General features: G+C 63.8%; 21 protein-coding genes. 16 read left to right on the top strand and 5 right to left on the bottom strand.

The genetic code is table 11. The features are described from left to right. The first annotated feature begins 82 nt into the window (after positions 1–82). The 5 genes from Q1A91_RS07160 to Q1A91_RS07140 all read left to right on the top strand — a co-directional run bounded on the left by Q1A91_RS07160 (position 83) and on the right by Q1A91_RS07140 (position 6,285). Positions 83–1,261, top strand: a complete 1,179-nt coding sequence (locus Q1A91_RS07160) for an aminotransferase (protein WP_299874959.1) — start codon at positions 83–85, stop codon at positions 1,259–1,261. A gap of 65 nt (positions 1,262–1,326) precedes the next feature. After that, positions 1,327–3,168: a peptidyl-prolyl cis-trans isomerase gene (locus Q1A91_RS07155; RefSeq protein WP_299874956.1), complete on the top strand. Its 1,842-nt coding sequence runs from the start codon at positions 1,327–1,329 to the stop codon at positions 3,166–3,168. Between the two features lie 6 nt (positions 3,169–3,174). Next, positions 3,175–4,686: an anthranilate synthase component I gene (trpE, locus tag Q1A91_RS07150; RefSeq protein ID WP_299874953.1), complete on the top strand. Its 1,512-nt coding sequence runs from the start codon at positions 3,175–3,177 to the stop codon at positions 4,684–4,686. A 2-nt stretch (positions 4,687–4,688) separates the two neighbouring features. After that, positions 4,689–5,729: a succinylglutamate desuccinylase/aspartoacylase family protein gene (locus tag Q1A91_RS07145; protein WP_299874950.1), complete on the top strand. Its 1,041-nt coding sequence runs from the start codon at positions 4,689–4,691 to the stop codon at positions 5,727–5,729. Positions 5,730–5,784: 55 nt separating this feature from the next. Beyond that, positions 5,785–6,285: an aggregation factor core gene (locus Q1A91_RS07140; protein ID WP_299874947.1), complete on the top strand. Its 501-nt coding sequence runs from the start codon at positions 5,785–5,787 to the stop codon at positions 6,283–6,285. Positions 6,286–6,429: 144 nt separating this feature from the next. On the opposite strand, the gene Q1A91_RS07135 is transcribed toward Q1A91_RS07140, so the two are convergent. Beyond that, entirely contained in the window at positions 6,430–8,097 is a 1,668-nt protein-coding gene (locus Q1A91_RS07135; RefSeq protein WP_299874944.1) for a divergent polysaccharide deacteylase family protein, read from the bottom strand. A gap of 172 nt (positions 8,098–8,269) precedes the next feature. On the opposite strand from Q1A91_RS07135, the gene Q1A91_RS07130 reads away from it, so the two are divergent. From Q1A91_RS07130 to lexA, 7 genes are all read left to right on the top strand, one after another. Continuing rightward, a complete protein-coding gene (locus tag Q1A91_RS07130) occupies positions 8,270–8,851 on the top strand; it encodes an aminodeoxychorismate/anthranilate synthase component II (protein ID WP_299874941.1) in 582 nt (193 codons plus the stop codon). Then, a complete protein-coding gene (gene trpD, locus Q1A91_RS07125; RefSeq protein ID WP_299874938.1) occupies positions 8,848–9,864 on the top strand; it encodes an anthranilate phosphoribosyltransferase in 1,017 nt (338 codons plus the stop codon). The genes Q1A91_RS07130 and trpD overlap by 4 nt, the downstream gene beginning before the upstream one ends. After that, positions 9,861–10,520 carry a uracil-DNA glycosylase gene (locus Q1A91_RS07120; RefSeq protein WP_299874935.1) on the top strand — a complete coding sequence of 220 codons (660 nt, stop codon included), beginning with the start codon at positions 9,861–9,863 and terminating at the stop codon, positions 10,518–10,520. Before trpD ends, Q1A91_RS07120 begins: the two co-directional genes overlap by 4 nt. Beyond that, positions 10,517–11,329 (top strand): indole-3-glycerol phosphate synthase TrpC, encoded by an 813-nt coding sequence (gene trpC, locus Q1A91_RS07115; RefSeq protein ID WP_299874932.1) that lies wholly within the window; start codon positions 10,517–10,519, stop codon positions 11,327–11,329. Before Q1A91_RS07120 ends, trpC begins: the two co-directional genes overlap by 4 nt. Further along, positions 11,326–11,799: a cyclic pyranopterin monophosphate synthase MoaC gene (gene moaC, locus Q1A91_RS07110; protein ID WP_299874929.1), complete on the top strand. Its 474-nt coding sequence runs from the start codon at positions 11,326–11,328 to the stop codon at positions 11,797–11,799. The genes trpC and moaC overlap by 4 nt, the downstream gene beginning before the upstream one ends. Then, entirely contained in the window at positions 11,796–12,968 is a 1,173-nt protein-coding gene (glp, locus tag Q1A91_RS07105; RefSeq protein WP_299874925.1) for a gephyrin-like molybdotransferase Glp, read from the top strand. Before moaC ends, glp begins: the two co-directional genes overlap by 4 nt. Positions 12,969–13,033: 65 nt before the next feature. Next, positions 13,034–13,729 carry a transcriptional repressor LexA gene (lexA, locus tag Q1A91_RS07100; protein ID WP_299874922.1) on the top strand — a complete coding sequence of 232 codons (696 nt, stop codon included), beginning with the start codon at positions 13,034–13,036 and terminating at the stop codon, positions 13,727–13,729. A gap of 44 nt (positions 13,730–13,773) precedes the next feature. Here the strand turns inward: lexA and Q1A91_RS07095 are convergent, their stop codons facing one another. After that, the gene (locus tag Q1A91_RS07095; RefSeq protein ID WP_299874919.1) at positions 13,774–15,816 is read right to left on the bottom strand and encodes a ComEC/Rec2 family competence protein; all 2,043 of its coding nucleotides are present in this window, start codon (positions 15,814–15,816) and stop codon (positions 13,774–13,776) included. A 112-nt stretch (positions 15,817–15,928) separates the two neighbouring features. Here Q1A91_RS07095 and gltX point away from each other — a divergent pair, with 112 nt between their 5' ends. The 4 genes from gltX to Q1A91_RS07075 all read left to right on the top strand — a co-directional run bounded on the left by gltX (position 15,929) and on the right by Q1A91_RS07075 (position 19,483). Further along, complete coding sequence (gene gltX, locus Q1A91_RS07090; protein WP_299874916.1) at positions 15,929–17,332, top strand: glutamate--tRNA ligase; 1,404 nt, start codon at positions 15,929–15,931, stop codon at positions 17,330–17,332. Positions 17,333–17,450: 118 nt separating this feature from the next. Further along, the gene (gene gltA / locus Q1A91_RS07085) at positions 17,451–18,746 is read left to right on the top strand and encodes a citrate synthase (protein ID WP_299874913.1); all 1,296 of its coding nucleotides are present in this window, start codon (positions 17,451–17,453) and stop codon (positions 18,744–18,746) included. A 300-nt stretch (positions 18,747–19,046) separates the two neighbouring features. After that, positions 19,047–19,187: a hypothetical protein gene (locus Q1A91_RS07080; RefSeq protein ID WP_299874910.1), complete on the top strand. Its 141-nt coding sequence runs from the start codon at positions 19,047–19,049 to the stop codon at positions 19,185–19,187. Next, entirely contained in the window at positions 19,184–19,483 is a 300-nt protein-coding gene (locus tag Q1A91_RS07075; protein ID WP_299874907.1) for a hypothetical protein, read from the top strand. The genes Q1A91_RS07080 and Q1A91_RS07075 overlap by 4 nt, the downstream gene beginning before the upstream one ends. A 28-nt stretch (positions 19,484–19,511) precedes the next feature. On the opposite strand, the gene Q1A91_RS07070 is transcribed toward Q1A91_RS07075, so the two are convergent. The 3 genes from Q1A91_RS07070 to Q1A91_RS07060 all read right to left on the bottom strand — a co-directional run bounded on the left by Q1A91_RS07070 (position 19,512) and on the right by Q1A91_RS07060 (position 22,792). After that, positions 19,512–20,288, bottom strand: coding sequence for an enoyl-CoA hydratase-related protein (locus tag Q1A91_RS07070; RefSeq protein ID WP_299874904.1), 777 nt, complete (start codon positions 20,286–20,288; stop codon positions 19,512–19,514). 87 nt (positions 20,289–20,375) lie between these two features. Further along, on the bottom strand, positions 20,376–20,804 hold the full coding sequence (locus tag Q1A91_RS07065) for a cytochrome c-type biogenesis protein (RefSeq protein ID WP_299876141.1): 429 nt from the start codon (positions 20,802–20,804) through the stop codon (positions 20,376–20,378). Between the two features lie 20 nt (positions 20,805–20,824). Beyond that, positions 20,825–22,792, bottom strand: coding sequence for a heme lyase CcmF/NrfE family subunit (locus Q1A91_RS07060; protein WP_299874901.1), 1,968 nt, complete (start codon positions 22,790–22,792; stop codon positions 20,825–20,827). Between the last annotated feature and the right edge of the window lie 11 nt (positions 22,793–22,803).

Here is a 22,803-nt window from a genome sequence, read left to right as displayed (position 1 = left end):
GACCACGGGTGCCGCCCCTTCCAAATGGTTCAAAAAACCTCCCCGAAGGGCTAGAATCTCTTTATCGCTCCGGAGCCGCATCATGAGCCTTCCCCGCACCGCCACAACCTTTCCACCCCCGGTGATGGAAGCGCGTCGCTGGCTGGAAGGGGTATCGTTTTCAGCCGACAAACCGCTGATCAACGTCAGCCAGGCCGCTCCGGTGGATCCGCCGCCAACCGGGCTGCGTCAGGCCATGGCGGATGCCGCACTCAGCCGCGATGATGCGCATCTTTATGGGCCGGTTCTGGGTCTGCCGATGCTGCGGGAGGCTTTGGCGGCCAAGACCACCGCGATCTATGGCAGGCAGGTTCAGCCTGCGCAGGTCGCGATCACCTCGGGATGCAATCAGGCGTTTGCAGCAGCGATTGCCACGCTTTGTGCCGAAGGGGATGAGGTCATCCTGCCGACGCCGTGGTATTTCAATCACAAGATGTGGCTCGACATGTCCGGAGTGCGCTCTGTACCGCTTGAAACGGGCGCAGGCCTGCTGCCCGATGTGGAGAGGGCCGAGGCGCTGATTACCCCACAGACACGGGCGATTTCGCTGGTCACCCCCAACAATCCCGCCGGGGTGGAGTATCCTGCCGATCTGGTGCGCGGCTTTGCAGACCTGGCGCGCAGGCATGGCATTGCGCTGATCCTTGATGAGACCTACCGGGATTTTGACAGCCGGTCGGGCCCGCCCCATGATCTGTTTCAGGACCCCGATTGGGCCCGCACGCTGATCCATCTCTACTCGTTTTCCAAAGCCTACCGGCTCACCGGCCACCGGGTCGGGGCGATGATCGCCAGTGAAGAGCGGCTGGCGGAAGTGGAGAAGTTCCTCGACACTGTCGCAATCTGTCCGGGGCAATTGGGTCAGCACGCCGCCCTTTGGGGGTTGGAGAACCTCGGCCAGTGGCTCGCGGGGGAGCGGGATGAGATCCTCAGCCGCCGGGCAGCGATCACGGCCAACATGCCCAAGCTGGATGCGCAGGGCTGGAAACTGCTGGGGCTGGGCGGCTATTTTGCCTATATGTCACATCCGTTTGCGACCGCCTCCAGGGACCTTGCGCCAGAGCTGGTCAGAACTGCGGGCATCCTGTGTCTGCCAGGCACGATGTTCTATCCCCCGGAAGACGCAAACGGCGCGCGGCAATTGCGCATTGCGTTTGCAAACCTCGATGCCAACGGCATCTCGCTGCTTTTTGATCGGTTGGCTGCCCTGCCCTCTGCGTAACCCTCTTGCCGCCGCTGTGCAGACCGCCTAGACACAGCAAAACAAGGCAGAAGGGGGCAATCCGCATGGCCAAAGGCAGCAAGATTTCAAAAGGCGCAATGTGGATCCTGATGGGGTTCTTGTTCGTCGGGCTTGCAGGCTTTGGCGCCACCAACCTCAGCGGCAATCTGCGCACCATTGGTACCGTCGGCGACAAGCCGGTGATGGTCGATGTCTACGCGCGCCAGTTGCAGAACGAAATCCGCGCGATTGAAGCCCAGACCCGCGAACCCCTGCCCTTTGCACAGGCACAGGCAATTGGGCTGGACCGGGCTGTCTTGCAGCGGCTGGTGCAAAACCGCGCGCTGGACCATGAAACCACACAGATGGGCCTGTCCATCGGAGACGTATCCCTGCGCGAAGAGATCCTGCAAATCCCCTCCTTTCAGGGCGTGAACGGGGACTTTGACCGCGAAAGCTATCGCTTTGCCTTGCAGCAGGGCGGCGTGACGGAAGCGGAATTTGAGACCTCCCTGCGCGAAGAAGCCGCGCGCACCCTGTTGCAAGGTGCCATTGTCGGCGGGGTCGAGATGCCGGAGGCCTATGCCCGCACACTGGTGTCCTACGTGGGTGAGGAACGCAGCTTCACCTGGAGCCTGCTCAGCGAAGCGGACCTGACCAACCCTATTGCCGCCCCCAGCGATGACGAACTCCAGCGCTATTACGACGACAACGCAGATGCCTTCACCCTGCCCCCCAGCAAAGTCATCACCTACGCATGGCTCAGCCCCGATGCGCTGATTGATGAGATCGAGGTGCCCGAGGATGAGCTGCGCGCCGAATACGATGCCCGCGCCAACCAGTACAACCAGCCCGAACGCCGCCTTGTCGAACGTCTGGTCTTCGCTGACGAGGAAGCCGCAAACCGCGGTGCTGCCGCCCTCGAAGTGAACGGTGCCACGTTCGACAGTCTTGTCGAGGCGCGCGGTCTGGCTTTGCAGGATGTGGATCTGGGCGATGTCAGCCGGTTGGAACTTGATGCGGCGGGTGAGGCTGTCTTTGCCGCAGAAGTTGGTGATGTGGTCGGCCCCCTGCCCAGCAGCCTTGGGCCCGCGCTTTTCCGCGTGAACGGTGTGCTGCCTGCGCAGAACACCTCCTTTGAGGACGCCCGCCCCGACCTTCAACAAGAGCTTGCCCTGACCCGCGCGGTGCGCGCGGTTGAGGCCCGCGCGCAGGATCTCGACGACCAGCTTGCCGGCGGCGTCACACTGGAACAGCTTGCCGAAGCCACCGAGATCACCCTTGGCACGCTGACCTGGGACGAAAACAGCAGCGAAGGCATTGCCGCCTACGGCGATTTCCGCGAAGCCGCCGCCGCGCTGAGCGAAGGGGATTTCCCCAAGATCGACCAATTGGCGGATGGCGGCCTCTTTGCCATGCAGCTGGATGAAGCGCTGCCGGAACGGCCCAATCCCTTTGTGGACGCCCGCGCCGATGTGGAAGCGGCATGGAAAGCCGAACAGGTGGTTGCCAATCTGACCGCTCAGGCCACCGCTTTGGTCGCAGACCTAGATGGCGCCGTGGCGTTTGAGGCCGCAGGCCTTGATGCGCTGGTGGAGACAGAGATGCTGCGCAATGCCTTTGTCGACCGCGCCCCTCCCGGTTTCATCGATCAGGTCTTCCAGATGGATGTGGGCGATGTGACCGTGCTGCCCGGTGACGCCACCGTCGCGATTGTGCGGCTGGACGCCATCACCCCCGCCAGCGAGGACGCACAAAGCAATGCCCTGCTGGATCAGCTGTCCGCCCAGATCAGCCAGAACCTCGCGCAGGACATCTTCAACATCTATGCCAATGACGTGGTCACGCGCGCCGTGCCGCAGATCGACCAGCGTGCGCTGCAAGCCGTGCACGTCAACTTCCCCTGATCCGCGATGGCACTGACCCCCGACTTTGATGCCTTTGAAGCGGCCTATGCAGCGGGCCGCAATCAGGTCGTCTACACCCGGCTGGCGGCGGACCTCGACACGCCCGTGTCCCTGATGCTCAAGCTGACGGGTGCGGCAGAAAACGCCTTTGTGCTGGAAAGTGTGACGGGCGGCGATGTGCGCGGACGCTATTCGATCATCGGGATGAAACCTGATCTGATCTGGCGCTGCCGGGGGGAGGCTTGCGCCATCAACCGCGCGGCCCGCTTTGATGCCGATGCGTTTGAGGACATACCGGGCAATCCGCTCGACACCCTGCGGGCGCTCATTGCGGAAAGCCGCATCGACCTGCCCGAAGACCTGCCGCAGGCGGCGGCGGGGCTCTTTGGTTATCTGGGCTATGACATGATCCGGCTGGTGGAGCATCTGCCGGATGTGAACCCTGATCCGCTCGGTCTGCCCGACGCGCTGATGCTGCGCCCTTCGGTGATTGCAGTGCTCGACGGTGTCAAAGGCGAGGTCACCGTGGTCTCCCCCGCTTGGGTGTCGGAGGGACAATCCGCCCGCGCGGCCTATGCGCAGGCGGCGGAGCGGGTGATGGACGCCGTGCGCGATCTGGAACGCGCCATGCCTGCGGCCACACGCAATCTCGGCGATGAGGGTGAAGCGCCCGAGCCGGTGTCGAATTTCACCCGCGAGGGCTACAAGGCGGCGGTGGAGAAAGCGCGCGACTACATCGTGGCAGGCGACATCTTTCAGGTTGTGCCAAGCCAACGTTGGGCGCAGGGGTTCACGCAGCCGCCCTTCGCGCTCTACCGCTCATTGCGGCGCACCAACCCGTCGCCCTTCATGTTCTATTTCAACTTCGGCGGCTTTCATGTGGTCGGGGCCTCGCCCGAGATCCTCGTGCGGGTGTTCGGCAACGAAGTCACCATCCGCCCCATCGCAGGCACCCGCCGGCGGGGCGCCACACCCGAAGAGGACCGCGCGCTGGAAGCCGAATTGCTCGCCGATGAAAAAGAACTGGCCGAACATCTGATGCTGCTCGATCTGGGCCGCAATGACGTGGGCCGCGTTGCCAAGATCGGCACGGTGCGCCCGACCGAAGAATTCATCGTGGAGCGCTACTCCCACGTGATGCACATCGTCTCCAACGTGGTGGGCGAATTGCATGAGGACAAAGATGCGCTCGATGCCTTCTTTGCCGGCATGCCCGCAGGCACCGTGTCCGGCGCGCCCAAGGTCCGCGCGATGGAGATCATTGACGAGTTGGAACCCGAGAAACGAGGGCTATATGGCGGCGGCGTGGGGTATTTCAGCGCAGGCGGTGATATGGACATGTGCATCGCCCTGCGCACGGCGGTGATCAAGGACGACACGCTCTATATCCAGGCAGGCGGCGGCGTGGTCTATGACAGCGACGCGGAAGCCGAATTCATGGAAACCGTGCACAAATCCGGCGCGATCCGACGTGCGGCGGCAGATGCCGCGCGGTTTGACGGATCGGGGCGGAACTGACCGTGCCCCCCCGCGCGCCTTTCACCATCGCAGGCCAAACCATCGCCCCCGGTGACCGCGCCTCTGTCACCCTGCCCGTCTCCACCCTGCCCGATCACACACCCGTTGGCCTGTCCATCGAAGTGCTGCACGGCAAACGCGCAGGTCCCGCGATGTTCGTCAGCGCGGCGGTGCACGGCGATGAAGTCATCGGCGTGGAAATCGTCCGCCGCCTGCTGCGCTCGCCGCAACTCAACGCGCTTCGCGGCACCTTGCTGGTGATCCCGGTGGTCAACGCCTACGGCTTTCTCAGCCGCTCCCGCTATCTGCCGGACCGGCGTGACCTGAACCGTTGCTTTCCGGGACATCCCTCGGGGTCCCTCGGCTCCCGGCTGGCCCATATCTTTCTCAACGACGTGGTGCTGCGCTGCGATTTTGGCGTGGACCTGCATTCGGCAGCTGTGCACCGGACCAACCTGCCACAGGTGCGGGTGTCACCGGGGGACAAGACCACCCACAAGATGGCGCTGGATTTCGGCGCACCGGTGGTGCTGACGTCAGGCCTGCGCGACGGTTCGCTGCGCGCGGTGGCGGCCAAAAACGGCGTGCCGATCGTGCTGTATGAAGCGGGCGAAGGTCTGCGGTTTGATGAAATGGCCGTGCGCGCAGGCGTGGCGGGCATCCTGCGGGTGATGCGCGGACAAAACATGCTGCCGGCCAAGGGCATCGCAAAAGCCAAATCCACCCCACACCTGTGCTCCAGCTCCCACTGGCTGCGTGCACCTGCAGGCGGGCTGCTGCGCACCTTCCGCGCGGAGGGCGAGATGGTGGCGACGGGCGATCTGCTGGCCAGCGTCGCCGATCCCTTCGGCGCGGTCGAAACCGACCTGGTCGCCGACAGCGCCGGCATCCTCATTGGCCGTGCGATCCTGCCGGTGGTGAACGAAGGCGACGCAGTCTTCCACCTCGCCCGGCTCAGCCCCCGCGCGGATGAGGCGACAGTGGACGATCTGGCCAGCCAACTGGAATCCGATCCGATGTTTGACGAGGATGAAATCATCTGACCCTTGCGCCCCGGCGCAGGCGGGCTAGGTCGCTCCCTAACCAAGGAGAGACCACATGATCCGACTGACCCTCTGCACCCTGCTGCTCAGCGCCACTGCCGCAACCGCCGACCTTGCCGTCCGTTTCGACGAAGGCGCGCCCAAGGACCGTTTCACCCTGACCAACACCGGCGATTGTGCGCTGCCCGCAATGGAGGTCACGCTCAATCTGGGCACCGCCCCTGCCGGCCTGATCTTTGACGTCACCGGGGCCGGGGCCGGCGTTGAGGTGTTCCAGCCCTTCGAGATGGTCGCGGGCGGCGACGCGCTGGTGGAACTGCCGACCGTGCTGGATGGCGACAACGCAGTGAAGCTGCGGTTGCGTGGTCTGGCCGCAGGCGCGCATGTTGCCTTCACCGTTGATGTGGATGACACCGCAGGCGGTCGGGAAATCACGGTGAGCGGATCCGAAATTGCGGGCGCTTCTGTGCAGATGGCCATGGGCGGCGGGATGCAAAGCGCCGTGATGGACGCAACGGCACGGGCGATGGTGCCTGTGGGGGCCTGCACCTCCTGAGGCACCGCACCCCTCTTCCAAATGGTTCTAAAAACCCCCGCGGAGCGTTAAAATCTCTTTTGGCGGTCCAGAAGAGATTTCATGCCTCCGGCGGGGTTTTTAGAACCATTTGGAAGACAGGGCTGCCAACAGGAACCGACCCGCTTATGGCTCCCGCTTCAGCACCGCAGAGATCGGCGACAGCGCGACAGAGCTGGCCCGGTCCTGCAATCCCCACAACAAGAGAGCTGAAATCGTGTCCGGCCGCATCCGGCCCAGCATTACCACGGCCCCTTCCTGGCCAGCTTTGAACGCCGCCTGATCGAGGAACCGTCGGATCACCGTGGCACTTTGGTCCTTGCTGTCAAAATCACGGAACACGGGGGCGGCGGGCACGCCTTCTTTCCGGGCGAGCTTGGGCATGGTGTTCAATCCGCGCGACTGGGTCAGCAGACCATGTCCGGTCTGGGCGACAATCGCGCTGACCTGATCGGCCAGATCGCGGCTTTCCTGAAATCCCGTTTCCGTCCCTTCAAGGACACCGACAACCTGCTGCAAGTTGGACAACACCACGCCGAAAGTCGTCTCTGCATCCACGGGCTGTGCGCCGGGCGGCAGGTCGATCATCACCATGACCTCAAACCCCTTGCTCCGGTAGAGCGCGATCCGGTCGGCGGCATCGTCAAGACGGCTGTCGACCGCAAAGCTGAGCGGATAGGGAAAGCTGCGCAGCGCCGCGATGCCCGCCGCACCGGCGGTGGGGGTGGTGCCGTCATCGATCAGGACAATGCTCATCAACGGTTTGTCATCGGCTGCTTCAAACGGCTGGGCATAACGGTCAATCGGGCGCGCACCGCGCCCGGCCTCGCGCGGCACAGGCACATCATCCTGCGCCGCAACAGCCGGTTCGGTGGTGTCGGTCGGCTGCGGGCGATTGATGGTAACACCCGTGTCCCGGTCCAGCAGAGACGTTGCGGGGGTGCCGACAGCAGGCCCGGTGGCGGCTGCCACGGTTGTCTCTTCGGTCGCGGGGTCTGCATCTGGCAGCGGCTCTGCCTCTTCGATGATCTGCGGGACGTCTGGCGTGGTGGCCACCTGCGTGTCCGCTTCTTCCGCTGGAGGCGCGGGTGTGTCGGTGGTTTCAGCCGCCCCCAGCGGCTCCGCGCTGTCGTCCGGTGCAGGGGCAGGTGTGTCGGCGGTGTCGTCCTCGGCAATCCGGGGCGCAGAATCCGGCGCGGGCGCGGTGTCATCGCCGGGGGTCAGATCGGCCTGTGGCGCTGTGCTGTCCTCCGGTGCGCCGGGCTGGGGGGTGCTGAGCGCGGCATTGTCATCCAGTGCTGCTTGCTCTGTCACTTCTTCGGTTGGCGCGGGGGGCTGGGCGGGCTCTGTGCTGATGGTCGCTTGCGCTTCGGCCTGAGGTTGTGCCGGGGCGTTGGCTTGCGGGTTGGGCAGCACCGGCGCTTCGCTGTCCGGTGCCGTGGCGATCTGGCTGTTGTCTGCCGGGGCATCCAGCGCTTCGGCCGTGCCGGTTTCGGGCAGCGCTGCGGGCTCCTGCGTCGCACTGTCGATGGCCACGACACTGTCGGGGTCAGGGGCCAGCGCCTGTGGCACAACGGCCGGTGCGGTCACAGCCCGATCTGTCTGGCTGGCGGTCTTGCCACTGTCAGCAGGCGTCACCGTCTGTGCAGGCGCGACCGCGCCGGACACGTCATAGCTGACCTCGGGCGGTGCCGGCGGCGGGGCCAGCACCGACACAACCCCCACCACAACGGTCGAAGCCACGCCGCCGGTCAAAGCACCGCTCAGAAATCGAACGCCAAATCCGCGTGCCATATCATCCACTCCTGCTCAGCAGCCGTGCGTTGACGGCCATTGTTCTTATCATGGCCTGCACCCGCCCGCGCCCTTGACGCGGGTGGACAAGCCTGAACATGTAAGGCGATATAACGCGCGACAGCGCATCTGCTCCACCCTTAAAGCCCGTCCCAGACCAAAGAATTCGAACGTGTTGCTCCTGATAGATAACTACGACAGCTTTACCTACAACCTTGTCCATTATCTGGGCGATCTGGGCACGGATGTCACCGTGCGCCGGAACGATCAGCTAAGCGTCGCCGACGCGCTGGCACTGCGGCCTGCGGGCATTTTGCTGTCGCCCGGCCCCTGCGACCCCGATCAGGCAGGCATTTGCCTTGATCTGACCCTTGCCGCGGCAGAGGCAAGCATCCCCCTGCTGGGCGTGTGTCTTGGCCATCAGACGCTGGGTCAGGCCTTTGGTGGCAAGGTCGTGCGCGCGGGCGATATCGTCCATGGCAAACTGGGTCAGATGCACCACAGCGGCAAAGGTGTGTTTGCGGGCCTGCCCTCGCCCTTTGCCGCCACACGTTATCATTCCCTGATTGTGGAGCGGGCCAGCCTGCCCGCCTGTCTTGAGATCACCGCAGAGCTGGACGACGGCACAATCATGGGCCTGCAACACCGCGATCTGCCCCTGCACGGCGTGCAGTTCCACCCCGAATCCATCCGGTCCGAACATGGTCACGCGATGCTGAAAAACTTCACAGATACGATGCAGGTGCCCGCATGAGTGACGCGCTCAAACCCCTGATTGATGCGGCTGCAAACGGCCCGTTGACCCGCGCGCAGGCCGCCGAAGCCTTCGAGATCCTGTTTGATGGCGAAGCCACCCCCAGCCAGATCGGCGGGTTCCTGATGGCCCTGCGCACGCGCGGTGAAACGGTGGATGAATACGCCGCCGCCGCCAGCGTGATGCGCGCCAAGTGCCACGCGGTCCGCGCGCCCGAAGGGGCGATGGACATCGTGGGCACGGGCGGGGACGGCAAGGGCACGCTGAACATCTCCACCGCGACGGCTTTTGTGGTGGCAGGCGCGGGCGTGCCCGTGGCCAAACACGGCAACCGCAACCTCAGTTCCAAATCGGGCGCTGCGGATGCGCTGGGGCAGATGGGGATCAATGTCATGGTCGGCCCCAAAGTGGTCGAACGCGAACTGCATGAAGCCGGCATCGGGTTCATGATGGCCCCCATGCACCATCCGGCCATCGCCCATGTGATGCCAACGCGATCCGAACTGGGCACGCGGACGATCTTCAACATTCTTGGTCCGCTGACCAACCCCGCCGGGGTGAAACGGCAGCTGACCGGTGCCTACCTCCGTGACCTCATTCGCCCGATGGCGGAGACGTTGCAGGCGCTGGGGTCCGAAAAGGCATGGCTGGTGCACGGCTCTGACGGTACGGATGAGCTGACGATCACCGGCGTCAGCTGGGTCAGTGCGTTGGAAGACGGCACCCTGCGCGATTTTGAACTCCACCCTGAGGAAGCGGGCCTGCCCGTGCATCCGTTCGAAGACATCATTGGCGGCACACCAGAAGAAAATGCGCGTGATTTCAATGCGCTGCTGGATGGAGAAACCTCCGCCTACCGCGATGCCGTTTTGCTGAATGCCGCGGCGGCACTGGTGGTGGCGGACGCAACGCAAACCCTGAAAGCCGGGGTTGAGATCGCGCGGGAGAGCATCGATTCCGGTGCCGCGCGGGAGTGTCTGACGAAGGTGGCTGACGCCTCCCACGTGAAATGATCCCGCAGGGACTGGGCGATTGGGGCGCGCTGCCGTTCTTTGCGCAGGACTGGCCGCAGATCGCGGCACAGCTGGAGGCGGAATCCCGCCCCGTCTATCCGCCCCGCGCCGCCATGTTCCACGCCTTGCAGCGCTGCCAACCTGACGCCACCCGCGTCGTGATCCTGGGCCAGGACCCCTATCACACGCCCGGCAAGGCGGATGGGCTGGCCTTTTCGATCCCGCAGGACTTCGGCGGGCGGCTCGACAGTCTGGGCAATATCTTCAAGGAAATCGGAACCGATCTGGGCCTGGCCCGGACCCGCACCGATCTGGGCGACTGGGCCGATCAGGGCGTTTTGCTCCTGAATACCGCGCTCAGCGTGCCGGAGGGTGCGGCGAAGGCCCATGCGAAACTCGGCTGGAACGTGCTGGTGCGTCAGGTGCTGGCGCGGCTTGCGGATGCCCCCCGCGTCTACATCCTGTGGGGCAACCCTGCGCAGAAGGCCGCACAGGCGGTGGACGGCGCGCGCAACCTCAAACTCAGCAGCGCGCATCCCTCCCCGCTGTCTGTCCATCGCGGCTTTTTCGGCAGCCGCCCGTTCAGCCAGACCAATGCGTGGTTGCAGGCGCAAGGCCACAGCGGCATATACTGGGGCGACCCGGAGGCACCATGACACAGACCATTCTTGACAAGATCAAAGCCTACAAGCTTGAGGAAGTCGCCGCTGACAAAGCCGCCAAACCGCTGGAGGCGGTCGAGGCTGAGGCGCGGGCGGCTGGTCCGGTGCGCCCCTTTGCCGATGCGCTGCACCATGCTTCCCGTGAGGGCTACGGGCTGATCGCGGAGATCAAGAAAGCCAGCCCGTCCAAAGGGTTGATCCGCGCCGATTTTGACCCCGAAGCCCTGGCGCAGGCCTATGCAGCGGGCGGGGCGACCTGCCTGTCGGTGCTCACCGACACCCCCAGCTTTCAGGGCGCCAAGGCGTTCCTCACCGATGCCCGCGCGGCCTGTGACCTGCCGGCACTGCGCAAGGATTTCATGTACGACACCTATCAGGTCGCCGAAGCCCGCGCTCTGGGGGCTGATTGCATCCTGATCATCATGGCTTCCGTTTCCGACGCCCAGGCGCAGGAACTCGAAGCGGCGGCTGCGGACTGGGGGATGGATGCGCTCATTGAAGTACACAGTGCGGAGGAGCTGGAGCGTGCCACCCGGCTCAAGAGCCGCCTGATGGGCATCAACAACCGCAACCTCAATACCTTTGAGACCACCCTCGACACCACGCGGACTTTGTCAAAACAGGTGCCTGCGGACCGGACAATCGTCTGTGAAAGTGGCCTCAACACGCCGCAGGACCTGGCCGACATGGCCATGTACGGCGCGCGCACCTTCCTGATTGGCGAAAGCCTGATGCGGCAGGCGGATGTGGAAACCGCCACGCGCACCCTGCTCGCCAACCCGCTGCAAGCAGGAGGCATGTGATGCTGACGCATTTCGATGCCAAGGGGGATGCGCATATGGTCGATGTCTCTGACAAGGAGATCACCGCGCGGGTCGCCGTGGCCGAAAGCCACATCAGGATGAAACGCGAAACCTTTGAGATCATTACCGAAGGCCGCGCCAAAAAGGGTGACGTGATGGGGGTGGCGCGGCTTGCCGGGATCATGGCGGCCAAGGAAACATCGCGCCTGATCCCCCTCTGCCACCCGCTGCCGATCAGCAAGGTCACCGTTGATCTGGAACCAGACGCCGACCTGCCCGGCCTGCGCATCACCGCCACGGTCAAAACCACCGGTCAAACCGGGGTGGAGATGGAAGCGCTGACAGCGGCCTCCCTCGCCGCGCTCACCGTCTACGACATGGCCAAAGCCGTGGACAAAGGCATGGAGATCGGCGGCACGCGGGTCGTGTTGAAAGACGGCGGCAAATCCGGCCGATATGAGGCCCCATGATCCCCGTTGAAGAGGCGCTTGAGAAAGTCCTCGCCCTCGTCAGCCCCCTGCCCGCCGAAGACGTGCCCCTGCGCACCGCCGCAGGTCGTGTGCTGGCCCATGATCTGGCTGCAAAGCGCACGCAACCGCCCTTCGCCGCCTCCTCCATGGATGGCTACGCGCTGCGCGGGGATGAGGTGGAGCCGGACGCGATGTTCAAGGTGGTCGGCGAAGCGGCTGCTGGTCATGCCTACGCCGGAGACGTCCGGCCCGGTCAGGCCGTGCGCATCTTCACCGGGGCCCCGGTGCCCGAAGGCGCTGATTTCGTTGTCATTCAGGAAGATGTGACGCGGCGTGGCGATCTGATTACGCTGGGCCACAAGATCGGCACCAAAACCAACATCCGCCCCGCTGGCGGGGATTTCAAAGCAGGCGACGTGCTGTCTGGCCCCCGCATCCTGCGCCCCGCCGACATCGCTCTGCTCGCCTCGATGAACCACGGCACCGTGCCTGTGGCGCGCAAGCCTGTCATTGCGGTGCTCGCCACCGGCGATGAGCTGGTGCAACCGGGCGAAGACCCCGGCCCCGACCAGATCGTCGCCTCCAACAGCTACGGGCTTGCCGCCCTGCTGGAAGCCGCAGGGGCCGAGGTGCGCATGCTGCCCATCGCGCGCGACACCACCGCATCGCTGACCGAAGCCTTCCGGCAAGCGCGCTGCGCGGATCTGATCCTGACCATCGGTGGTGCCTCCGTCGGGGATCATGATCTGGTTGCGGGCGTGGCCGGTGAGATCGGCATGGAGCAGGCGTTTTACAAAGTCGCCATGCGTCCCGGCAAACCTTTGATGGCCGGACGCATCGGCGATGCCGCGATGATCGGCCTGCCCGGCAATCCGGTTTCCGCCATGGTCTGCGGCGTGGTCTTTGTCCGTCCGGTGGTGCGCCGCATGCTGGGTCTGACGGACCTGCACGATCAGACGCGCCACGCGCCACTGGCCTGCGACATCGACGCAAACGGCCCCCGCACGCATTACATGCGCGCCCGGCTTGAGGATGGGAAACTCACCCCGGCCGACAGTCAGGACAGCTCCCTGCTCGGCGTGTTGTCCGAGGCAAACGCCCTGCTGATCCGCCCCGTTGACGATCCGGCCCGGACCGCAGGCGACAGCGTTGCATACATCGAAATCTAAACACACTTGACACAAAACGGGAACATCCATAGAACAAAGCAAAACTCTGTTCGGAAGGATCGCCCGTGCTGACCAAGAAACAACTCGATCTGCTTGCTTTTATTCACAAGCGTGTTCAACGCGATGGCGTCCCGCCCAGCTTTGATGAGATGAAACTGGCGCTGGATCTGCGGTCCAAGTCCGGCATTCACCGTTTGATCACAGCGCTTGAGGAACGCGGGTTCATCCGCCGCCTTGCGCACCGCGCCCGTGCGATTGAAGTGGTGAAACTGCCTGAAAGCCTTGGTGGTCCTGCGGGCTTCACCCCACGTGTGATCGAAGGGGACAAACCTGACGCTCCGCCGCCGCCAGCGGCGCAAACGGTATCCTCCGGCAGCGCGACGGATCTGCCTTTGATGGGCCGGATCGCAGCGGGTGTGCCGATAGAAGCGATCAGCGACGCCGCACAGGCGATTTCCGTGCCCAACGGCATGCTCGCCGGATCCGGCAGCCACTATGCGCTTGAGGTCAAAGGGGATTCGATGATCGAAGCCGGGATCAACGACGGCGACGTTGTGGTCATTCGGGAGACATCTGTGGCCGATGACGGTGACATCGTCGTGGCCTTGGTCGAAGACCATGAAGCGACGCTGAAACGCTTCCGCCGCAAGGGGGCGTCTGTCGCTTTGGAAGCGGCAAACCCCGCTTATGAAACACGGGTGCTGCCCTCGGACAAGGTCAAGGTTCAGGGCCGTCTGGTCGGCCTGATCCGCACCTACTGAAACCCCCTGTACGGCGTGACCCTTGAGAGGGTCCGCCTCTCTCCCTACCGCGCATCCTCCGGCCAATGGGTCCAGGGGCGCGCACCTGTCATTTCCCGTGCGGTGGTGATACGCCAGCCGTCCTGTGCGGCGGACAAGGCCAAAGCCCCCGTTTCCCGCAACGTCACCGGATCAAATACCCGGCATCCTTGCGCTTTCAGCGCATCTGCCGCGACGCTCGCCACGATGATCTGATCCTCACCGCATGCCTCGACCTTCGCCAGCGCGCGTTTGCCCGACACATGCACAATCTGCCCGGCCGTCCAGCGTCCTGCCGCCCAGGTCTGACTGCTGCCGTCGCCGTCATTCTCCAACCAGTTCCGCGCCACAAATCCCGCGCCTTTCGGCTTGCTCAACGCGCGGCCCTGCGCGGTCATCACCCCCACCAGCGTGCCATTCTCCGCCACCAACACATCCGGCCGGGTCGCCCCCTGCCACAGTACAAAAGCGCCCGCCATCAGCGGCACGCCCACCCAGCGCCCGCGGCCCTGCCACAGCACAAGCATCAAAAACCCCAGCACCAGCACCGGCAGCACCCATGGGCCGGGTGAAACGACATAGCCCCGTGCGCCCTCCCAGCCTGCCACGGTATCTGACACCCAGAGGATCCAGCGCAGCCCAAGGCCCATGACCCACAGCCCCAGCACTTCCAGCCCCAAGGGGGCCAGCACCACCGCAACCACCGCCGCAGGCATCACCAGAACGCCCATCAGCGGTACGGATGCAAGGTTGGCAATCAACCCGTAATGCGCAATCGCGTTGAAATGCGCGGCAGCCACGGGGGCCGTCGCCAGCCCCGCCACAGCGGAGGACACAAAGACCCCGAACACAGGGCGGAGCCACGCAGGCAGCCACGCCACTTCAATCCCGCGCAACCATCCAAAGACCGCAACCAGCGCCGTGGTGGCGGCAAAAGACATCTGAAACCCCGGCCCCATCAGCGCCTCCGGCCGCAGCACCAGCACAATCGTCGCCGCCACGGCCACGGCGCGTAGGGACAAGGCCCGCCGCCCCAGCATCAGCGCGCCCAAAGCGACCGCGACCATGATAAACGCCCGCTCCGTCGCGACGTTGCCGCCGGACAGGGCAAGATACCCGGCCGCGGCAATCAGAGCGCCGCCCGCCGCGATCCCTTTTGTCGGCCAATTGAGCGCGGTATGCGGGATGGCCGCCAGGATGAGGCGCAACGCGCCAAAGACGACCGCGCTCAGCAATCCCATATGCAGCCCGGAGATTGCCAGCAGATGCGCCAGATTGCTGGCCCTCAGCGCCTCCAGCGCAGGTTGGCTGATGGCGGAACGGTCCCCGGTGGTGATCGCGGCAGCAAAACCACCCACATCCCCCGGCAATGCCGCCTGCACCCGCGCAGATGCGGCCATGCGCAGCCGGAACACTGCCAGCCCCGCGTGCCCTTCGGACGCCGGCGCGGCCCCCATCAACGGCACGCGCGTATACCCCACAGCGCCCAGTTGCGCGAACCAGGCATGGCGTTGGAAATCAAAGCCACCGGGCTCCACCGGACCGCCGGGCGGCGACAGATGTCCGGTGGTCATCACCCGCAGGCCCGGTTCCGGCGTGATGCCGTCAGGTCCATGCAGCGACACGCGCACCCGCTCAGGTGTGCGCGCGGGCGGCACGCGGTCCAGCCGCACGTCATCCAGCGTGATGCGTAGCGCGTCCGACCCGCTGCGGTCCATCGCCACAATCCGCCCCTCAATCGCGCCGTAGTACCGCCAGCCCAGCACCGGCGCCGACAGGCTATGCGCCCGCGCACCCGCGATGAGAAAACCAATCAGGCAAAGGCTGATGCCAACCGCAAAGGGGGACACCGCCTCCGGCATCCGCCGCGCCAGCACGCCACAGGCGACGGCCCCCAGCCCAAGCAGGCAAAACTGCACCAGCGAAGGCTCCACCACCAGACTGAAATAGCAGCCAATCCCCAGCGCCAGACACACCGGCACCCAGCCGATCAGGTGACCCCGCTGCGCCAGCATCGTGCCGACCGCCCTGTCAAAACCGCTGCCGATGACGGCTGCGCGCGCGCCCATGCTTGCCCCCGTTCCCTGCACTGGATAGACAGGCGCAAACCTAGGCGCGCCATGGTTATCAAATGGTAAACGCCGCCGCCCAAGCACTGCTTTTCAAAGGAAACCGCCGCTGATGTCTTCCCCCGTTGTCACCCGTTTTGCCCCGTCCCCCACTGGCTTTCTGCATATCGGCGGCGCGCGCACCGCGCTTTTCAACTGGCTCTACGCCCGTGGCCGGGGCGGCCAATTCCTGTTGCGGATCGAAGATACGGATCGTGCCCGCTCCACCCCGGAGGCGACGGATGCCATCCTGCAAGGCATGGCGTGGCTCGGTCTGGACCATGATGGAGAGATCGTCAGCCAGTTCGACAATGCTCCCCGCCATGCGGAGGTGGCGCTGGACTTGCTCGCGCAGGGCAAGGCTTACAAATGTTTCTCTACGCAGGAGGAGATCGCCGGGTTTCGCGAGGCCGCGAAGGCTGAGGGCAAAAGCACCCTCTACCGGTCGCCCTGGCGCGATGCGGCGGCGGCGGATCACCCCGATGCGCCCTATGTCGTCCGCATCAAGGCACCCCAAGACGGCACGACCGTGATCCGTGACCGCGTGCAGGGCGATGTCACCATCCAGAATACCACATTGGATGACATGGTTTTGTTACGTTCAGATGGCACGCCCGTCTATATGTTGGCGGTTGTTGTAGATGACCATGATATGGGCGTGACCCATGTGATCCGGGGCGATGATCACCTCAACAACGCCGCGCGGCAGATGATGATCTATGACGCCATGGGCTGGGACGTGCCGGTCTGGGCCCATATCCCGCTCATTCATGGGTCGGATGGCAAGAAACTCTCCAAACGCCACGGGGCCTTGGGCGCGCAGGAATACCAGACCATGGGCTATCCCGCGGCGGGCATGCGCAATTATCTGGCGCGGCTGGGGTGGAGCCATGGGGACGACGAATTCTTTACCGATGCGCAGGCGCAGGAGTGGTTCGATCTGGATGGCATCCGCAAGAGCCCCGCGCAGTTCGACCTCAAGAAGCTCGAAAACATCTGCGGGCAGCATATCGCGGCCGGGGATGACGCTGCATTGCGGCACGAATGTGAGGCATATCTGCGCGCCAACGGAGAAACAGCACTGACGCCCGCACAGGCCGACGGGTTGGAGCGTGCGATGTATTGCCTCAAGGAACGGGCCAAAACGCTTCCGGAACTCCTTGAAAAAGCACAGTTTGTCCTGACCTCCCGGCCCATTCAGCCGGATGAGAAGGCCGCCAGGAACCTTGATACGGTATCCCGTGGTATACTGAATGATTTGACGCCGCAGTTGCAGAATGCTAGCTGGGACCGTGAGACGCTGGAGGAGGTGATGAACGGCTTTGCTGCCGCGAAAGACACCAAGTTCGGCAAACTCGCAGGGCCGCTTCGTGCGGCCTTGGCCGGGCGCGCAGTGACCCCTTCGGTTTTTGACATGATGCTTGTGTTGGGACAAACCGAAGTTCTGGCCCGGCTGAGCGACGCAGCGGCGGACTGAGGTCTGGTTCACCGCATGTTAACGCTGACTGCGACAAAGACGCGGGGCGGCCCATGTTCAGGGCCACCCGGTGCGGAGGCCACTTCGGCACCGCAACCAACAGACGGGAAGGGACCGCATGACTGAGAGCAACAAATCCGCAACGCTGACCATTGATGGCAAGGACTATGACCTGCCCATCTTCTCGCCGACCGCTGGGCCTGATGTGCTCGACATCCGCAAACTCTATGCCCAGGCAAATGTGTTTACCTACGATCCCGGTTTCACCTCCACAGCCTCCTGTGACAGCACCATTACCTATATCGACGGCGCCGAGGGCGTTCTGCTGCACCGGGGCTATCCGATTGACCAGCTGGCGGGCAAATCGCACTACCTCGAAGTCTGCTATCTGATGCTCTACGGGGAGCTTCCGACCCCGGCGGAGCTGGAAGACTTCGAAAGCCGTGTGACCAATCACACCATGCTGCATGAGCAGATGATGAATTTCTTCCGTGGCTTCCGCCGCGACGCACATCCGATGGCCGTTATGGTGGGTGTGGTTGGCGCAATGTCCGCCTTCTATCACGATTCAACCGACATCAACGATCCATGGCAGCGCGAAGTGGCCTCCATCCGCCTGATCGCCAAGATGCCGACGATTGCGGCGATGGCCTACAAGTACACCATCGGTCAGCCCTTCGTGTATCCGCGCAATGATCTGGATTATGCGTCGAACTTCCTGCGCATGTGCTTTGCCGTGCCTGCCGAAGATTATGTGGTCGATCCGATCCTCAGCCGGGCGATGGACCGTATCTTCACCCTGCACGCAGATCATGAACAGAACGCCTCGACCTCCACCGTGCGGCTGGCGTCTTCCTCCGGCGCGAACCCGTTTGCCTGTATCGCGGCGGGCATTGCCTGCCTCTGGGGTCCGGCCCACGGCGGTGCGAACCAGGCCTGCCTTGAGATGCTCAAGGAGATCGGCACACCCGACCGCATTCCTGAGTTCATCGCGCGGGCCAAGGACAAGGAAGACCCCTTCCGCCTGATGGGCTTCGGCCACCGCGTCTACAAGAACTTCGACCCCCGCGCGACCGTGATGAAGGAAAGCGCTGACGAGGTGCTGGAGCTTCTGGGTGTGGACAACAACCCGATCCTGCAAGTCGCGAAGGAGCTGGAGAAACAGGCGCTGGAAGATCCGTATTTCGCGGACAAGAAGCTGTTCCCGAATGTGGACTTCTACTCCGGTATCATTCTTGAGGCGATGGGCTTCCCCACGTCGATGTTCACCCCGATCTTCGCACTGTCGCGCACGGTCGGGTGGATCTCCCAGTGGAAGGAAATGATCGCCGATCCACAGAACAAGATCGGCCGTCCCCGCCAGTTGTATCTGGGTGAGACACAGCGCGATTACACCGATATCGAAACGCGCTGAGCGCGCCGCTCCCTTTCAGATCTTTGCAACCGCCCCGCCTGAAACGCGGGGCGTTTCGCGTTCCCCGGGTGGCTACAACATCTGTTCCGAATCAACCCATTAACCACCAGATACAGACCTGAACAATGCCGCGATTTCCCCGCGATTGTTTCCCCCGCCTTTTCACGATCCGAAACACGAACCCGTGAATAAGGGCCAAATTGTGTCATTGTTTCTGAGGCCCCGACAATCACCCCCCGCTGCTTGACCGAGTCCAATATCAGGCATTACTGATTCAGTATTGATTAGGGGGTATTGGTCATGTTGGGGCTGGACGCGGCGTTGTTTGTCGCAGGGATGTTTGTAGGGGCAGCGTTATTGACGCTGCTGAAACGGAATGAAGACCGCAAGGCCCGTGTGGCCGCACAGGCGCGGATGCGCCGTCAGAGGTCAGAAACATGAACAAGCAAGTGATCTTGCCCGGCCTGCGCTGGGACACCGCCACTGCCGTCTATCCGATGAATGATGCCAAAGCCCCCGTTCCGCAGGGCCTTCTTGTACCAGACGCCACGCAGAAATGCGATCATGTGGCCGTTGTGTTTGACAAAGGCCAGACGCCGCCGGAAATCACGATCAAACAGGTCTCAGGCACCGTGCATACCGTGCTGGCCGATGGGATTGCCGTGGCTGTCGTGGCGCGGGCCACTGGCCCTGCGCCGTCTGCTGAGGACGTCTTGCTGGTTGAGCGTCACGTCTGACCCCGGCATCGACCGGAGCAAAGCGCGCTTACCGGCCTTCGAAGGACGCAGGCCGCTTTTGCGTAAACGCCATCACGCCTTCCTTGAAATCGCGTGAGGCACCGCATTTGCCCTGCTCGCGTGCTTCCAGCGCCAGTTGCTCTTCCAGCGTGTTGTCCCAGGAGCCGCGAATAACCTCTTTCGCAGCGCGGTAGGCCGCTGTGGGTCCGGAGGCCAGATGCGCTGCCTTGGCCTTCCAGTGGGCCTCAAACTGCGCGTCAGGCACCGCTTCCCAGATCATGCCCCAGTCATCGGCCTGCCGCGCGCTGATCTTGTCGGCAAACAGCGCCGCGCCCATCGCCTTGGCCGTGCCCATCTGGCGCGGCAGCGTATAGGTGCCGCCCGCATCCGGGATCAGGCCGATGCGTGTGAAGGCTTGCAGGAAATAGGCGCTTTCCGTCGCAAAAACCACATCCGCAGCCAGCGCAAGGTTGGCCCCTGCCCCTGCTGCGGGTCCGTTCACCGCGGCAATCGTCGGCACCGGGCAGTTGATGATCGCATGCAGCATCGGCGCATATTCATCGCGCAGCGTGCGTTCCAGATCGACCGAGGCCGCGTCTGCCCGGTCCCCCAGATCCTGCCCAGAACAAAAGGCATTGCCCGCCCCCGTGATCACCAGCACCCGCGCGTCCTTGCCCGCCTGTGCGGCGGCATGGGCCACCTCTGCCCGCATCTGGGTTGTCAGCGCGTTCATCTTTTCCGGACGGTTCAGGGTCAGAACCGCGATGTCCTGCGCAACCTCATAGGTGATGGTCTGGTATTCCATGGGCGTGATATCCTCTTTAGCGTTGCCCCTTGATAGCAAATGCCGCTGGCAGGGCCAGCGAAACCGCACGTCACGCAGCCCACAGCACTATTGCTTGAGAATATCGTCCAGCCGCGCCTGCTCTTCCGCGCTGAGGGGCGCTTCCGTGACGGGTTTGGCCCTTGCCCGGCCACGCAGGTACACCAACCCGCCACCACCGGCCAGCAGCAGCATCAGCGGCCCCGCGCCCCACAGCAGCCAATTGGCGCCTGACACGGTCGGGTTCAGCAACACAAACTCCCCATACCGCGCGACGATGAATTCCACTGCTTCATCGTCCGTATCGCCCGCCACCAGACGTTCGCGCACCAAAAGCCGCAGGTCGCGCGCAAGGCTTGCGTCGCTTTCATCAATGCTCTCATTACGGCACACCAGACAGCGCAACCCCTTGGACAGTTCGCGCGCGCGTTCTTCCAGCACCGGATCATCCAGGATCTCATCGGGTTGCACCGCGGCCAGCGGCGTGGCCAGCAGCATCAGGATCAGCGCGAGCCGCCTCACTCTGCCGGCACCGGTGTGGCCGATGACTTGCGCGCGCCTGCCGCCACGCGGAAGCGTCTGTCACTCAGGCTCAGCAAACCACCAAATGCCATCAGCGCGGAGCCGATCCAGATCCAGTTGGTCAACGGCTTGATGTAGGTCCGCACCGTCCAGCCGCCGTTCGACTGCTGATCGCCAATCACCACATAGACGTCCCGCGCCAGGTCATAGTCGATCGCCGCTTCAGTCGTGGGCATCTGCGCCACCGGGTAGAACCGTTTCTCCGGCACCAGCTGCGCGACCACATCGCCGCCCTGGGTCAGCAGGATCTCCGCCCGCGTTGCCAGATAGTTCGGTCCGCGCACCTCTTCCACCGACTGGAGCGTCAGCTCATAGCTGCCCACGCTGAACGGCTGATCAATCTGCGCCACCCGGATGTCGTCAATGGTCCAGGCCGTCAGACCGGCCACGCCCGCCATGGTGATCCCCAGACCGCCATGCGCCACCGCCTTGCCCCAATCGGCGCGCGGCAGGCGCGTGAGCCGCGCCAGACGGTTGTCGCCCCGCCCGGTGCGTTGGGCCAGTTCCATCACCACGCCCATCAGGATCCACGCCGCCAGGAACATGCCAATCGGCCCAATCAGGCTGCGGCCCGTCTGCATGGCAAAGGCCAGACCGCCCACCGCAATCGCCAGCACAAAGACATAGCGCAGCGGTTTCATCGCCTTCAGCAGCCGCGCGCGTTTCCACGGCAGCACAGAGCCCACCGGCAGGATCAGCCCAAGCGCCACCATGAAGGGGGTGAAGGCCGCGTTGAAGAACGGTGGCCCGACGCTCAGCTTACGGTCAAAGAACATCTCCGCCACCAGTGGCCACATGGTGCCCACGAAGACCACAAAGCTGGACACCGCCAGCAGCAGGTTGTTCATCACCAGCGCCGATTCACGGCTGGCAAGGCTGAAGACGCCTTTCGCCTCCATCACGCCCGCGCGGATCGAAAACAGCACCAGCGCGCCGCCCATGAAGAAGCCCATGATCAGCAGGATCCAGATGCCCCGCTCCGGATCATTGGCAAAGGCATGCACGGAGGTCAGCAGGCCCGACCGCACAATGAACGTCCCGATCAGCGAAAAGCCGAAGGCGAGGATCGCCAGCAGAATCGTCCAGCTTTTCAACGCCTCGCGTTTCTCCACCACTATGGCGGAGTGCAGGAGTGCGGCAGCCAGCAGCCAAGGCATGAACGACGCATTCTCAACCGGGTCCCAGAACCAGAAACCGCCCCAGCCCAATTCGTAATAGGCCCACCAGGACCCCAGCGCGATGCCGATGGTCAGAAACACCCAAGCCGCCAGCGTCCAGGGCCGCACCCAGCGGCCCCAAGCGGCATCCACACGGCCTTCGATCAGGGCCGCCACAGCAAAGCTGAACGCCATGCTGAGGCCCACATAGCCAAGGTACAGGAACGGCGGATGGAAGGCCAAACCGGGGTCCTGCAACAGCGGGTTCAGGTCCTGCCCGTCAAAGGGCGGTGTCTCCAACCGGATGAAGGGGTTTGAGGTGAACAGGATAAACGCAAAAAACGCCACCCCGATGGCCGATTGCACCGACAGCACCCGCGCCTTCAGGCCGGGTGGCAGATTGCCGCCAAACCACGCTGCCATCGCGCCAAAAAGCGTCACGATCAGCACCCAAAGCAGCATCGACCCTTCGTGATTCCCCCATGTGCCGCTGATCTTGTAGAGCATCGGCTTGGCCGAATGGCTGTTGGCCACAACCAGTTGCAGGCTGAAATCGGAGACGATGAAGGCGTACATCAGCGCCCCGAAGGACACCAGCGTCAGCGCGAACTGGGCATTCGCCGCAGGCTCAGCCACGGCCATCCAGGAACCCCATCGTTTCTGGGCTCCAATCATGGGGACCACCATCTGCACGATGGCGACCAAAAAGGCGAGGATCAGGGCGAAGTGACCAAGTTCTGTAATCATACCCGCTAGTA

The sequence above is a fragment of the uncultured Sulfitobacter sp. genome (assembly GCF_947500075.1).
GTDB lineage: Bacteria > Pseudomonadota > Alphaproteobacteria > Rhodobacterales > Rhodobacteraceae > Sulfitobacter.
This window is presented reverse-complemented; position numbering and strand designations above follow the sequence as displayed.